12 protein-coding genes are annotated in these 14,397 nt (G+C 67.9%); 9 read left to right on the top strand and 3 right to left on the bottom strand.

The genetic code is table 11. The features are described 5' to 3' along the window. Positions 1-51 precede the first annotated feature (51 nt). Positions 52-1,707 carry an ABC-F family ATP-binding cassette domain-containing protein gene (locus ABD115_RS11845; RefSeq protein WP_343961052.1) on the bottom strand — a complete coding sequence of 552 codons (1,656 nt, stop codon included), beginning with the start codon at positions 1,705-1,707 and terminating at the stop codon, positions 52-54. A 356-nt stretch (positions 1,708-2,063) separates the two neighbouring features. Continuing rightward, the gene (locus tag ABD115_RS11840; protein WP_343961049.1) at positions 2,064-3,581 is read right to left on the bottom strand and encodes a carboxylesterase/lipase family protein; all 1,518 of its coding nucleotides are present in this window, start codon (positions 3,579-3,581) and stop codon (positions 2,064-2,066) included. 222 nt (positions 3,582-3,803) lie between these two features. Between ABD115_RS11840 and ABD115_RS11835 the strand changes: the two genes are divergently transcribed. After that, positions 3,804-4,409, top strand: a complete 606-nt coding sequence (locus ABD115_RS11835) for an NADPH-dependent FMN reductase (RefSeq protein WP_343961047.1) — start codon at positions 3,804-3,806, stop codon at positions 4,407-4,409. A gap of 75 nt (positions 4,410-4,484) precedes the next feature. Continuing rightward, positions 4,485-5,438 (top strand): carbohydrate kinase family protein, encoded by a 954-nt coding sequence (locus ABD115_RS11830; protein ID WP_343961045.1) that lies wholly within the window; start codon positions 4,485-4,487, stop codon positions 5,436-5,438. Positions 5,439-5,608: 170 nt separating this feature from the next. On the opposite strand, the gene ABD115_RS11825 is transcribed toward ABD115_RS11830, so the two are convergent. Continuing rightward, a complete protein-coding gene (locus ABD115_RS11825; protein ID WP_343961043.1) occupies positions 5,609-7,432 on the bottom strand; it encodes a putative Ig domain-containing protein in 1,824 nt (607 codons plus the stop codon). A gap of 272 nt (positions 7,433-7,704) precedes the next feature. Here ABD115_RS11825 and ABD115_RS11820 point away from each other — a divergent pair, with 272 nt between their 5' ends. From ABD115_RS11820 to ABD115_RS11790, 7 genes are all read left to right on the top strand, one after another. Further along, positions 7,705-8,376: a response regulator transcription factor gene (locus tag ABD115_RS11820; protein ID WP_343961042.1), complete on the top strand. Its 672-nt coding sequence runs from the start codon at positions 7,705-7,707 to the stop codon at positions 8,374-8,376. Positions 8,377-8,379: 3 nt separating this feature from the next. Further along, positions 8,380-9,789, top strand: a complete 1,410-nt coding sequence (locus ABD115_RS11815; protein ID WP_343961040.1) for a sensor histidine kinase — start codon at positions 8,380-8,382, stop codon at positions 9,787-9,789. Continuing rightward, entirely contained in the window at positions 9,782-10,804 is a 1,023-nt protein-coding gene (locus ABD115_RS11810; protein ID WP_343961393.1) for a TAXI family TRAP transporter solute-binding subunit, read from the top strand. Before ABD115_RS11815 ends, ABD115_RS11810 begins: the two co-directional genes overlap by 8 nt. Before the next feature lie 212 nt (positions 10,805-11,016). Beyond that, entirely contained in the window at positions 11,017-11,763 is a 747-nt protein-coding gene (locus ABD115_RS11805; RefSeq protein WP_382388888.1) for an amino acid ABC transporter ATP-binding protein, read from the top strand. A 53-nt stretch (positions 11,764-11,816) separates the two neighbouring features. Beyond that, on the top strand, positions 11,817-12,731 hold the full coding sequence (locus ABD115_RS11800) for a glutamate ABC transporter substrate-binding protein (protein ID WP_343961038.1): 915 nt from the start codon (positions 11,817-11,819) through the stop codon (positions 12,729-12,731). 74 nt (positions 12,732-12,805) lie between these two features. Further along, positions 12,806-13,462, top strand: coding sequence for an amino acid ABC transporter permease (locus ABD115_RS11795; RefSeq protein ID WP_343961036.1), 657 nt, complete (start codon positions 12,806-12,808; stop codon positions 13,460-13,462). Beyond that, positions 13,459-14,385 carry an amino acid ABC transporter permease gene (locus tag ABD115_RS11790; protein WP_343961035.1) on the top strand — a complete coding sequence of 309 codons (927 nt, stop codon included), beginning with the start codon at positions 13,459-13,461 and terminating at the stop codon, positions 14,383-14,385. The genes ABD115_RS11795 and ABD115_RS11790 overlap by 4 nt, the downstream gene beginning before the upstream one ends. The last annotated feature ends 12 nt before the right edge of the window (positions 14,386-14,397 follow it).

Below are 14,397 nucleotides of genomic sequence, written 5' to 3'. Positions count from 1 at the left end.
CATCTCGGCTGGGCTGCGTGGCGCGCCGCGCAGCCCAGCCGTCGGGAGAGGCTAGGCCCGGGCGGGGCTCAGCTCGAGCCGCGGCCAGTCGGCCGTGTCCCTGAGCAGCTGCCGGTCGTGCGAGGAAACGACGACCGCGGCCTGTGTCGCCCCCAGCGCCTCCGTGAGCTCCTCAACCAGCGCGATCGATAGGTGGTTTGTTGGCTCGTCGAGCAGCAGCACGTGGGGCAGGCTCGCGAACACAAGCGCGAGGTCGAGCCTGCGACGCTGACCCATCGACAGCTCGCCCACCCGTTTCCCGCTCTCCTCTGGTCGCAGCAGCCCAAGCTGCGAGAGCCCGATCGCGTGCGACTCCCGGAGCTCGCCGCGAGCGATCGCGCGCTCGAGCCGATCCGCATAGATATCAGCTGCGCGCACCTCGAGCGGCAGGCTCGACTCCTGGCGAAGAAACCCGATCCGCGTGCCCTGCGACGAGCTGACGGTACCGGCATCGGGGGCGAGCTCGCCCGCGGCGACGGCCAGCAACGTCGACTTCCCAGCCCCGTTTGGCCCCGTGACGACGAGCCTGCCGCGGTGCCCGACAGCGAACGACGCCGGGCCCGCGAGGCGCCCGGCCACGCCGACCCCGTTGACGTTCAGCAGCTCGGCGCCGGTGCGCGTTGAAACTTCGGGAAACCGAAACTGTTGCGGCGGGGGCGGCACGGTTACGGCGTGCGCGTCGAGCGCTTCCTGCCTGCGATGCACGCTCTGCACGAGGCCGCCGGCGCGGGTCGCACGCCCGTGCTTGTTCGAGCCCTTCTCCGGGCGCCACCCAGACACCAGCCGGTTTTGCGCGCTGCTTAGGCTGTCTTGCAGGCGGGCGCGCTCAGCCTGCTGGGCGTCGTACTCCTGCTCCCAGCGCTCGCGTTCGGCGACCCGCCCGAGCTGATAGCTCGTAAACCCGCCACCGTAGACCCTCGGGCGGCCGTCGGGCGTCGGGTCGAGGTCAAGGATGGTGTCGGCGACGTCGACGAGCAGCGCGCGGTCGTGGCTCACGAGCACGACGCCGCCCACCCGGTCGCGCAGCCGCGCGGTGAGAAAGTCGAGCCCGCTGCGATCCAAGTGGTTCGTTGGCTCGTCGAGCAACAGGAAGTCGTCAGAGGCACCGAGCAGGCATGCGAGGCGCACGCGGTAGCGCTGACCGACAGAGAGCGTGTCGAGCGGTGTCGCCATATCGGTTGTCGCGTCGAGCGCCTCAAGGGCGACCGTGACCCGGCGCTCCGCGCCCCACGCGTCGAGCGACTCCGCACGCTCCAGGGCGGCGGCGTAGCCGGTTTCTGCGCGCGCCTGATCGGCGGCGCTGGTGCCCTCGCCGAGCGCGCTCGCCGCAGCATCGAGTGCGTCAAGGGCGGCGAGCGGGGCTGCGATCGCAACCGCCACCGCGTCGCCGACGGTGTGGCCAGGGGGCGCGTCCATCTCCTGTTCGGCGATACCGAGGGTGCCGATGCGGTGTACGCTGCCGGCGTCGGGCGGAATACGGCCCGCGAGGGCGTGGAGAAGCGTGGTTTTTCCGCGACCGTTCTCGCCGACGATGCCGACCCTTGAAGCCGGGGTCACAACGAGGTCGACGTCATTGAGCACGCGCCCGGCTCCACGCAACACGGTGAGTCCTGAGGCGGCGAGCTGGGCGCGATGGTGCGCCGGAAGAGGGGAGGTTGGGCTATGCATCGTGTTCCTTCATACGGTGCACCGATGGCCGGCCGCCGGCTTCCGACGCGGGGCGGCGGGCGAGCGGTCGGGCGAGCAGAGTGCACGACTAACAGCGACCCGAAGGGCGAATGCCTGGTGGGTCAAGTACGGGTAGGCCGCGCTCGGAGTGACTCAACGAGGGCGGCGCTATTCGTCGCTATTAGATGAAGAAGTAGTGCAAATACATGTCTCTAGGGTAGCGCACGGGCGCCACCCCTTGCGCATTCTCCGAGACGGGTGCTTATTCCGGAAGATAGACGGGTGGTCTCGGAGGGAAGGCGAGGGTTGAGCAGCGCCAGCGCCAGCGCCAGCGCCCGCGCCCGCGCCCGGCGGGCCTACCCGAGCGCGTCGATCACGGCCGCCCGGCGCTGCGGCACCGTCGCAGACGACTCGGCGAGCACGCGCGTCGTGCGCTCGGCCCCGTAGGCCGGCCACCCCGGGTCTCCGTCGCGAATAAACGACACCCACGCGGCGTGCATCTCGCGCCCCAGCGCAGCGGGGGCGGCGTCGCCGTTGAGTCGCAGCGCGTCGGGGTCGTCGAGCAGGTCGAACGCGAACGCGATGTCGAGCGCGTGGGCGGCGCGCAGGTCGCGCACCGGGCTCTCCCAGGCGAATTCGTAGACGAAGGTGGGTGCTTTTCGAGCGCGCGCGAGGCGGGATGCGGGCGCCCGCAGCAGCCGGTCGGTAACGATCTGGCCGAGCTGTTCGCCGGGGGAGGCTCCGGGAAACGCCTCGCGCACGGCCCGCGCGGCCCGGCCGGGCACCTTCATGACGAGCCGCGCGAGCCACCCCTTCACCGCGGTGATGCCGCTGAGGGCCTCGGGAGTGAACCACAGGCGGTACTCGTCAGTGTTGGTGCCGATGAGCACGGGAACCCCCGCGTCGACGAGCGCCTCGGCGGGGGATGCGGGCAGCGAGCCTGGGTCGACCGCGAGGGTGTAGCCCGGGGCGCCGTTGAGCGGCGACGAGCCCGCCGCGATCTCGGTGCGAGCCCGGAGAATCTCGGAGGGCTCCGTCGCGGCAAACGCGGCCTGCGTGGCGGGGATGCCGAGGCGCTTGGCGATCGCGTCGGAGGCGCGGCGGGCCTTGGCCTGGTCGACCGCGTCGAGCGGGCCAGACTGAATGATCGCCCCCGCAACAAGCGCGCGGGAAGCCGGGCGGGCAAGGATCGCCGCAACGAGCGCCCCACCGGCAGACTCGCCCATGATCGTGATGCGCGAGGGGTCACCGCCGAAGGCCCTGGCCTCGCGGTGCACCCACTCGAGCGCGAGCTGTGCGTCGCGCAGCCCGAGGTTGAGCGGGGCCCCGTCGAGCACGCTGAAGCCCTCAGCACCGAGCCGATAATTCGCAGACACGAAGACGATGCCGTCGCGGGCGAACGTGCTCCCGTCGTAGCCCGACTGCGCGGCAGCGCCGCGCTCGAGCCCGCCGCCGTGCAGCCAGAGCACGACCGGGGCGTCTGCCGCGTCTGCCGGCGCCCACACATTGACGGTGAGAATATCGCTGCCCTCGATCGCCGGTACCTTGATGAGTTCGCCGAGGTCGCCGCGGTACGGCGACTGCGGGGCGGTCGGGCCGAACTCTGCGGCGTCGAGCGTGGTGACCCACGCAGCCGCCGGCTCCGGCGCCGCGAAGCGCAGGCTGCCGAACGGCGGTTTCGCGTAGGGAATGCCGAGGTAGCGGTGCACGCCGTCAGCCGCGCGGCCGCGAACCTCGCCGCGCGAGGTTGTCGCGACGGGGAGGGACCGGGCGTCGTCTGAGGCCTGCGCTGCGGTGGCGTCGCTGTGCGTCGGCGCGTGCGGATCCGCGACTGGCGTCTGTGGTGCGCGCTCTGGCGCCTGGGCGTCTTCCATGAGGCCTCCTCGGTTCGTCTAAGAATATGTCTTTTTAGTAGGCGCGGGCTAGCCCGACCCGAGGGGCGCAGGGCCGGCGGTCACACGGGTGTTCCTGGTGCGCAAAAACGAACCAATGTGGCGCGGGAATGGAACCCGGCGTGCCGCGTTGTCTCCTGCTGGGGGTCGCTCGCGCGGCCCCCAGATGTTCGCCAAGGTGCCCGTCGAAAGGACACGTTTCACATGACCTCCACCCCCTCGCAGCCGCTCATCAAGATCATTGTCGGCAGTGTGCGCCCCGTGCGCGTTGGTGATCAGATCGCTGCGGCGCTTGCCCCCGCGCTCGCTGAGGCGGCAGGGGCGCGCGTCGAGATCGTCGACCTCGCCGAGCTCGGGTTGCCGCTGCTCGACGAGCCGCTGATGCCTGCGATGGGCAACTACACGCACGCTCACACGAAGGCCTGGAGCGAGATCGTCTCGACGAGCGACGCCGTAGTCTTTCTCACGCCGCAGTACAACGGCGGCTACCCTGCCTCGCTGAAGAACGCGATCGACTTCCTGTTCCACGAGTGGAAGGCGAAGCCGACGTTCATCGTGAGCTACGGCGGGCACGGCGGCGGCGCGGGCGGCGCCCAGCTGCGGAGCGTGCTTGAGTTCATCGGCCTCGACATCGTCGCTGACAACGTCGCGCTCACGCTGCCGCGCGAATCGTACGGCAGTGACTGGCGGCTCGTCGATGCCGCCCCGATTATCGAGGCGAATCGCGAGGCGATCGGCGTCGCGGGCGAGGCGCTCGGCATGAAGCTGCGTGAGCGGGCGGAGCTCGACGCGGTAGCGACCGCGCAGTAGCGCGGCGCCGCGTCAGGTACGTTGGGAGCGGGGTACGCGGGAGTATCGATGCCGCGCGCGGCGGAACGGACGGACATGTCAGAGCAGCACACGGAGCCCTCGGCGGGGCACATCGGTGAGCGCGTGCTCGTGGTCGGCGAGGCCCTCATTGATGTCGTGGTGCACCCCGACGGCAGCCGAGAGGGTGTCGCTGGCGGCAGCCCGGCAAATGTCGCCCTCGGCCTGGCTCGTCTCGGAGCGCGCCCAGACTTTCTCAGCCACATTGGCCAAGACGCCGACGGCGAGCACATTCTGACGCGGCTTCGGGCCTCCGGGGTACGCGTGCTGCCCGAGACCGTCGGCGCAGCGCGCACGCCGACAGCGGAGGTGACGCTCGACTCCGGGGGCCACGCGAGCTACCGATTCGAGGTCTCGTGGGAGCTCCCCGAGACGGCGAACATCGACCTCGGTGCGGCGCTGCACGTCGGATCGTACAGCGCGTTCATGGAGCCGGGGGCCGCGCGCGTCAGCGAACTCGCCCTCCGCGCGCACGCTTTCGGGGTGCCGGTGTCGTTCGACCCGAACATTCGACCGGCGCTCATCGGGGCCCGCGCAGACGTGCGTGCCCGCTTCGAGCGGATAGCTCGGGTGAGCACCGTGGTGAAGCTCTCTGACGAAGACGCGCGCTGGCTGTTCCCAGGTGAGACCCTTGAGGCGACGATCGCCCGCGTGAGCGCACTCGGCCCCGCGCTCGTCGCGGTGACGCGGGGCGGCGACGGGGCGCTGCTGGCGTCGCGGGCCGAGACGGTGCCTGTCGAGCCGCCAGCGGTAAACGTCGTCGACACGATCGGGGCCGGCGACAGCTTTATGGCGGCGCTCGTGGCGGAGTCGCTGGCCCGCTACGGTATGTCGGCTACCGAACTTGCGGGCCTCGGAGCTGGGGGCCTGACTGCGCTTGGCGAGGTGTGCGTTGCGGCCGCGGCGATCACGGTTGGGCGAAGGGGGGCCGAGCTCCCGACACGCGCGGAGCTACGGGCAGGCGCCGAGTAGCTTGCGGCGGCGCGGCGCGGCGGGCGAGAGCCCGCGTGCTCCAACGCAACGGTCAACTACTCGCTCGGAGGCGAGGCTCGGCACCGTGCTGCTCGCCCCCGACCTGAGCCGCTCACTCACCTCGCTGATGTCGACGACCCGTAGCCCCGCCGGCGAGCTTGTCGAACGGCTCACCGAGCACTTCTGGTGCGCCTGATGGCCAGGGCCGCGCCGCCCGCGGCGAGCAGCCCGGCCGCCGCCAGGCCGAGGAGCGCCGGCCCGCCGGCTCCGGTCGCCCCGAGGGGGTCGCCGCCCTTGTCATTGACCGGGTTGCTCGTGTCACCTGGGGTCAGGCCCCCGCCCGGGCCGACGGTCGACTCGCCGACGACGAGCTCATAGCTGCGTGTATCTTCGCCGAACATGTCGGTCACGCGCACCGTGAAATCGAACGTGCCCGTGGCGGTCGGCGTGCCGCTGAGCGCGCCGGTTGCGGCGTCGAGCGAGAGCCCAGCTGGCAGGCCGGAGCGCTCGGCCTCGTCGAGCACCGACCAGGCAAGGTCTTCACCTCCCGTTGCGGTGATGAGGGTGCTCGGGTACTCGGCGCCAACGGTGCCCTCGGCGAGTGGCCCCTCAAAGGTGATCTTCGGCAGCGGCGACGCGATGACGGCGGCGGCGCTTACGCCCCGGTCGCCCCAGAAATCGTCGACCCAGCGCACCCGGTACTGCTGCGCGAGGGCCTCGCGGGTGACCTCGACGTCGAGCTGTTCGTGGTGTGCGCCGGCAATGTCGACCCAGGTTTCTCCATCGGCAGACGATTGCCAGGTGACCCCGCCGCCCCTGTTGGGCTTGATGCCGATTGCCTCGGTCTCGAACCGCACTGTTCCGCCGAGCTCTGTCACCGCGGCGTCGCTTGGGTCTGTGACGCTTGGCGTGTTCACGATGGTAACGGTGCTGCCCTTCGTCGAATTGCTCCAGCCGCCGTTCGCCGACAGCAGCTCGCCCGTGACCGGGTTGCTGGCCAGCGAGAATGGCGCGGTTGGAGTCTCACGGAAACTCTCGGAACGCTGCCCGGTGCCGAAGTCGGCCGCCATGAGGTAGTTCCAGTACGGCACATTGCCAAACGAGCGATTGAGTCGGTCGACGCCAACGGTGTCGTGCATCGGGTTGCCGACCTTGACCGCCCCCACTGTCTCGCCGGTTGACGGGACGAACTGCCCGAGGGTCGAGCCCGAGGAATCGGAGAAATACACGAGGTCTTCGGAGCTGTCGACGTACATCGACGTCACAGAGTTCACCCCCGGCACCACGGCCCGACTGATCTCGGTGAAATCGCTGGCCGACAGCGTGAAGATGAGGTTGTCGACGCTGAAGAGCAGCTGCGTCTCGTTCTCGCGCAGCAGCAGGCTGCGGGCGTTCTTCAACCCTGGGTTTGCTTTCGCGAGCAGCTCGCCCGTCTCGGTGCTGTAGCGCGCCATTTCTCCCATCAGGTCGAGCACATAGATCTCGTCACCGGAGGCGGTGAGCTCGAGATCTTCGATGCTGCCATTGGGCAGGGGAATAACCTTGAGCAGCGAGTTCGTCGTGAGGTCGACGACGCCAAGCCCGGTCGAATTGAACCGCTCGAGAACCGCGAAGTATGCGCGAGTGCCGTCGTCGCTCACGCGCACGTAGTCACCTCCGCGGCCTGGGAAGTCGATGCGGTGCGTTACCGTTCGGGTGGCCATGTCGATGATCGTCACCTCGTTGAGTTCTGCGGAGGTTACGATGCCGCGGCGACCATCGGGAGTCGCCATGAACGAGGAGGGGCGCGACTCGTCGGCGATGTGAATCTCGGTTTGCAGGTCGGCCGTGAAGCTCGTGGTGCCGGCCGAGCGCGCGGCCTCGGCCCCGTCGATGTCGGCGGGCGGGGCGAGGGCTGCGGCCGGGGCTGCGAGTGCGCCTGTCACCGCTGCGGCGGCAAAGAGGCCGAGCGCTCCGGTGACGGCGCGGCGGCGGTGGCGAGGGGTGGGCGGCATGGTTGCTCCAGTCGTGAGTGGGCGCGGCAGCGGGTGGCTGCACGATGATGCTATGCGCACGAATGGCGATATAAGTAGCACCAGGGCGAGCAAAGGCAGTCGCATGAGTAGTGCAATAGAGGAACTGAGTATTGGCGGGAAATTGCACTGCACTTTGCTGTGTTTTTCACAGCGCGAGTCCGGTGGTGAAATCGCGGCGGTGAATACCCGTTACCCTGGGAACGGGGTTTAGAGACCAGAGCCGTTTGACCACCACCCCAGAAAGCCCGTGCATGAAGATTCTGATCGTTGAGGATGACGCCCGCGTTGCGGAGGCGCTCGGCGCGTATCTGCGGCAGGCCGGCTACACCACTCACCGTGCGGGTGACGGAGCCTCTGGCATCGCGGCGGTAGGGCAAGACACCGAGGCGGTGATTCTCGACCTCGGGCTCCCCGATATGGACGGGCTCGATGTCTGCCGCCGCATTCGCGGGGTGAGCAGCGTGCCCATCATCATCGCCACCGCGCGCAGCAACGTCGAGTCACGCATCAAGGGGCTGCATGCTGGCGCCGACGATTTCGTTGTCAAGCCATACGACGTGCGCGAGCTCATCGCTCGAATCGAAGCGGTGACCAGGCGAGCACGCACGACCGGCCCGTCGCCAGATGAGAGCTCAAACGTCGAGCTCGACGGTGCGTATATTGACTTTGCGAATCGGCTCGTGCTCGCCGATGGCGCACCGATCGATCTCACCCCCAAGGAGTTCGATATTCTCGCGGTGCTCGCGCGCTACCCGGGAGTTGTGACTCCGCGCGACCGCATTATCCGCGAGGTCTGGGGCACGGACTGGACGGGGTTCAGCCGCTCGCTCGAAGTGCACGTCGCCTCGATCCGCCGCAAACTCAACCGGCCGCAGCTCATCGCGACCGTTCGCGGCGTCGGCTACCGCCTCACGGTCGGGTAACCGGTGCGCAGCCGACTCATTGTGGTCTTCCTCGTGCCGATGACCATTATTTTGCTCGCACTCGGCGGAGCCTACGGGTGGAGCGTCGCACGCAGCATTCAGCAGCAGGTCTCGTCGCAGCTGCTCAGCGACCTCAGCTATTTCACGACGGGTGCCAACCAGGCGCTCCGCGCGGGTGACCCCGCAATGATTGAGAGCGAGCTGCGACGCTACGGCAAGCTCTACGACGCGCAGGTCGTCGTCTACGACCGCTCGGGCACGACCTGGGCCGCGAGCACGCAGCGGCCGCGCACCGACGACGCAACCGCCGGCCAGGTTGGCCTCGCGCTGTCGGGGCGGCGCGGCGAACCGGTCGGCGAGGTGCTGCCGTGGGCGGCAGGCGAAACGATCATCGTCGAGCCGGTGTTCGATGAGGGAGGGGTGATTGGCGCCGTGCGGCTATCAGCGAGCACCGATGGGCCGCGCCGCGCGATCCTCACCCAGTGGGCGGCGCTCACCGCGGTGAGCCTGCTCATCATCGCGGGGCTCATGTGGGCGGTCTTTCGGCTCGCGAGCTGGGTGCTGAGGCCCTTGCTGCGACTCGACACCGCGATGGCGGCGATCGAGCACGGCGAGATGGGTGCGCGCATCGACGACGACACTGGGCCGCCCGAGGTGCGCCGCATGGTGCGCATGTTCAACCAGATGGCGGAAGAAATCGAGCGCGTCATGACGCGGCAGCAGGAGTTCGTGATGAACGCCTCACACGAGCTGCGCAACCCGCTCGGGGCGCTCCTGCTGCGCGTCGAGTACCTCGCGACGGGGCTCGACGAGGGGTGGGTTGACGACATTGAGAACGCGCGCGAGGAGGGCAGGCGCATGACGCGGATCCTCGACACCCTGCTCAACGTTGCGCGTGACGGAAAATCCGACTCCGCCTTCGTTGCCGTCGACCTTGCGGCGCTCGTCGCCGAGCGCGCGAACGCCTGGCAGGAACGCGCGGCCGACATGTGGGTCGTGTTTCACACGCACCGCGACCCTGATGCCTTCAGCGTCACCGACCGCATGGCGGTCGAGACCGCCCTCGACGCGATTATCGACAACGCCCTGAAGTTTGCGCCGCGCGGCAGCGTCATCGACCTTGCCGTCGCCGCGGGGGCGGCCGAGCACGTCATCACCGTGCGCGACCGCGGGCGCGGGCTTGAGCCCGAGCAGCTCGAGCAGGCCACGGGCCGCTTCTGGCGCAGCCCGCAAGACCAGAACGTGCCGGGCTCCGGGCTCGGGCTCGCGATCGCCTCCGACCTGCTCGAGGCGCTTGGCGGCCGGCTCGAGCTGAGCTCGCCAGCTGGCGGCGGGCTGCAGGTCGCGCTCGCGTTGCCGGTCTCTGAGGCCGCGCTCGAATCGAGCCAACAGGAGGGTGACCGTGATGCGTAGGGTGTGGCAGCGCAGGGCCGGGGCGGCGTCGCTTGGCGGGGCGGCGTCGCTGGCCCGCGGGGCGCGCGGGCGGTGGCGGGTCGCCACACTGCTGCTCGCAACGGCGCTCGGCGCGGTTTCGCTGGCGGGCTGCAGCGTTGGGGCCCGCGACACGGGCACGCACGTGGTCGCCGGCGGCGCCTCGACGGGCATCTATTACTCCTACGGTGGCGCGATCGCCGATCAGCTCGCCCAGGAAGGGTTCGATATCACGGTCGCCGCGACCGGCGGCTCGGTCGATAACCTCTTTCGCGTGGGGCGAGGTGAGGCCACGCTCGGGTTCGCGCAGGCCGATGCGGCCGCCGACGCAATCGCCGGTGTCGGGGCCTTCGACGAGCCGCTGCCCGTGGAGGGCGTCGCGCGAGTCTACGACGAATACGTGCAGGTTGTTGTGCCCGCCGACTCGCCGGCCGTCGAGATCCCCGACCTTGCCGGGCTGCGGGTGTCGGTCGGCGAGCTGCACTCAGGCGTGACGGTGATCGCAGACCGGGTGCTCCGGGCCGCCGGGGTCGCAGAGGGCGACTTTGTGAGCGCCCGGCTCGGAATCGACGATTCCGTCGATGCGCTCGCCCGCGGCGAGATCGACGCCTTCTTTTGGGTCGGTGGCATTCCGACGCCCGGCATCGACGCGCTCTCCGAAACCACTCCGGTGAAGATTCTGCCGATCAGCCCCGAGACGGTCGAAAAGGTGAACTCGGGCCACGCCGGCGTCTACCGGCTCGCAGACTTTCCGCTTGGAATCTACGGCACCGACGTCGCCGTCGAGACAATGACGGTGCCGAACTATCTCATCACCTCGGCCGACGCCGACCCGCGCATCGTGTTCGAGATGACCCGGGCGCTGTTCGAATCGCGCACCGAGATCGCAGACACCGTGCCGGCAGCGGCGCTCCTCGACCGACGCCAGGCGATCTTTACCGGGCCCGTTCCGCTCCACGAGGGAGCGGCGAACTACTACGTTCGTAGCCGCAAATAGCGGGCGTAGCTCGCCGAGAAACCTCAAGACAACCTCAAGGCGAGTCTCAAGAAAGTCTCAATCTCAGTGACTTTGGCATTCCGTGCTTACTATCGTATTGCTGATCGGTTCGAGGGCGAGCACATGCAGCGCTCCTCGCACCAGGCAACCCAAGCAGTGTGCCGACGCAGCGCAGCCCGCGCTCGCGGTCAGGATCCAAAGGTGGAACAAAGATGAGTGCGAGCGAACCGCTGGTCGTCGTCGAGAACGTGCAGAAGCACTACGGTGATTTTCAGGCGCTAACCGACGTGAACCTCACGGTCGACCGAGGCGAGGTCGTCGTGGTGATCGGCCCGTCGGGCTCGGGCAAGTCGACGCTGTGCCGCTCGATCAACCGGCTCGAGACGATCACGAGCGGCTCCATTCGCATCGACGGCAAGGAGCTGCCGGCCGAGGGTCGTGGGCTCGCCAAGCTGCGCGCCGAGGTCGGCATGGTGTTTCAGTCGTTCAACCTCTTCGCGCACCTGACGATTCTCGAGAACGTTACCCTCGGTCCCATCAAGGTGCTCGGCAAGTCGAAGGCCGAGGCCAACAAAGAGGCAATGGAATTGCTCACCCGCGTTGGTGTCGACAAGCAGGCGAGCAAGCTGCCAGCCCAGCTTTCGGGCGGGCAGCAGCAGCGCGTTGCCATCGCGCGTGCCCTCGCGATGCACCCGAAGGTGATGCTGTTCGATGAGCCGACCAGCGCGCTCGACCCCGAGATGATCAACGAGGTGCTCGACGTCATGGTCGGCCTCGCGAAAGAGGGCATGACCATGATCGTCGTGACCCACGAGATGGGCTTCGCCCGCAAGGCGGCCGATCGCGTCGTGTTTATGGCCGATGGCCGCATCATCGAGTCGGCAACCCCAGACGAGTTCTTCACTAACCCAGAGAGTGACCGGGCGAAAGACTTCCTGTCCAAGCTCATCACGAACTAACCCGAGGGGTCGCCCAACCCGGCGACCCTGAACCCAACCGAAAGGAACGCATCGTGCGATTCAAGAAAGCTTTTGCGACAGCAGGTCTCGTCGCGGCGGCGGCGCTCGTGCTCACCGGCTGCAACAGCGGCAGCCCCGCAGCTCCCGAGACCGAGGGCGGTACCACCGCTCCCGCCGAGTCGAGCAACCCCTGGACTGTCGAGGAGGGCTTCTCGCTCGAGGGGAGCCCCACCTTCGACAAGATCCAGGAGCGCGGCAAGGTCGTCATCGGCGTCAAGGAAGATCAGCCAGGCCTCGGGTACTTCGACAACGTGACGCAGGAGCGCAGCGGCTTCGACGTCGATATTGCCCGTTGGATCGCGGCCTCGATCGGCTTCGACGAAGACCAGATCGAGTACAAGGCGATCGCCTCGGCAAACCGCGAGCAGGCGATCGTGAACGGTGACGTCGACTACTACGTCGGCACCTACTCGATCAACGACAAGCGCAAGCAGGAGATCGACTTCGCTGGCCCCTACTTCATCACCGGCCAGGGCCTGCTCGTTCGCTCGGACGACACCGATTACCAGAAGCTCGAAGATCTGAACGGCAAGACCGTCTGCTCGGCAACCGGTTCGACCCCGATTCAGAACATCAAGGAGAACTTCCCTGAGATCAAGCCGCAGGAGTTCGACCTGTACTCGGCGTGCGTCGAGAACCTCGTGAACGGCCAGGTCGACGCGGTCACCACCGACCAGGCGATCCTCATCGGCTACGCCGCGCAGCAGCCCGGCGAGCTGAAGGTCACGAGCGGCCCGGTCTTCACCGAGGAGCAGTACGGCGTCGGCCTCACCAAGGGCGATGACGCACTCCGCGCGCACATCAACGAGATGTTCACCTCGGGCGGCGACGTCTGGTCGAAGATCTTCGACAACAACCTCGGCGAGTCGGGCATCAAGGTCGACCAGCCCAAGGTTGACGCGTACTAGGTCACGCTTCACAAGTAGTAGCGCCCGGGAGCGGAACACCGCTCCCGGGCACCCTCTTCACAGAAGGAAGACGAATGGACGTCATCTTCGGGAACCTGGATCTCTGGGGGACCGCGATCGGGAACACGCTGCTCGTGTTCTTTGCCGGCGGGGCGATTGCGCTCGTGCTCGGCCTGATCGTCGGTGCCATGCGAGTGTCACCAGTTCCGATTGCCCGCGGTGTCGGTTCCGTGTATGTGAACCTCATCCGGAACACGCCGCTGACGCTCGTGTTCTTCTTCTTTGTGCTCGGCTACCCGGCGCTCGGGCTCGGCCGCGCAAACCTCACCGTGCTCGGCATCGCGGCGATCGGCGTGTACACCGCCACCTACGTCGCTGAGGTGCTCCGCGCTGGCATCAACACGGTTCCGGTCGGCCAGGCCGAGGCAGCGCGCGCGATCGGCCTCCCGTTCGGAGTGGTCATGACGAGCGTGATCTTGCCGCAGGCGTTCCGCTCGGTCGTGCCGCCAATGATGAGCGTGTTCATCGCGCTGCTCAAGAACACCACCGTCGCCGCTGGCTTCTCGATCGCCGAGCTCGCCCAGCTGCGCGCCGCGATCAACGACTCGGGAGACCGCCCGGGTAGCCCGATGGAGGTGCTCCTGTGGGTCGCTGCCGTGTTCGTCGCGATGGTGATGGTGCTGAGCCTCATACAAAACCGGCTTGAGAAGAAATGGAGGATCGCGCGATGACCGCCTCAGTGCTCTACGACGTTCCCGGCCCGAAGGCGATTCGCCGAAACCGCATGCTCGCGGTCGCCACCGTGATTGTGGTCGCGGCTATCATTGCCTTCTTCATGTACCGGTTCTACCTGACGGGGCAGTTCACCGCTCAGAAGTGGGGCCTGTTCACCTACTCGACCATCTGGGAACAGATTCTTACCGCGCTCGGCAAGACGCTCGCGGCGTTCGGAGCTGCGGCGGTCGGCAGCCTGATTCTCGGCTTCGTGCTCGCAATTGGCCGGCTCTCCGACCACAAGTGGGTGCGGGTTCCCGTCACCGCCCTCACTGAGATCTTCCGCGCGGTTCCCGTGCTCATCATGATGATGCTGCTCTACTACGGCCTTCCCTCAGTCGGAGTGAAGATGGATCCGTACTGGGCCGTGGTCATCGCCCTCATCGTCTACAACGGTTCTGTGCTCGCCGAGGTGCTTCGCGCCGGAATCGAATCGCTGCCCCGCGGGCAGAAAGAGGCCGGCTTCGCGATCGGCCTGCGCAAGAGCGGCGTGATGCGCCTGATCTTGCTGCCGCAGGCGGTTCGGGCCATGCTCCCCGTGATCATCTCGCAGCTCGTCGTGACGATGAAAGACACCGCGCTCGGCTTCATCATCACCTACCCCGAGCTGCTCTACCTCGCGAAGCAGTTCAGCTCCAACGTACAGTTCGGTCGGCCGCTGCTCCAGTCGGCATTCGTGATCGGTGGCATCTACATCGTCATGTGCTTCATTCTCTCTGGCATCGCGCACTACCTCGAGCGGCGCCTGCGTAGCGGGCGACAGGGCAGGGGCGGCGTCGATGACTCGACCTCGACGGTGCCGGTGCAACCAGACGACCCTCGCATGCACGAGGGCGGCACCGTCACCGAGGTACTCTCGGTGCAACGCGGGCGCAGATAGCGAAGACGGGCT

The sequence above is a fragment of the Leucobacter albus genome (assembly GCF_039528015.1).
GTDB lineage: Bacteria > Actinomycetota > Actinomycetes > Actinomycetales > Microbacteriaceae > Leucobacter > Leucobacter albus.
The sequence above is the reverse complement of the archived record's forward strand: the minus strand, read 5'-3'. Positions and strand labels throughout refer to the sequence as shown.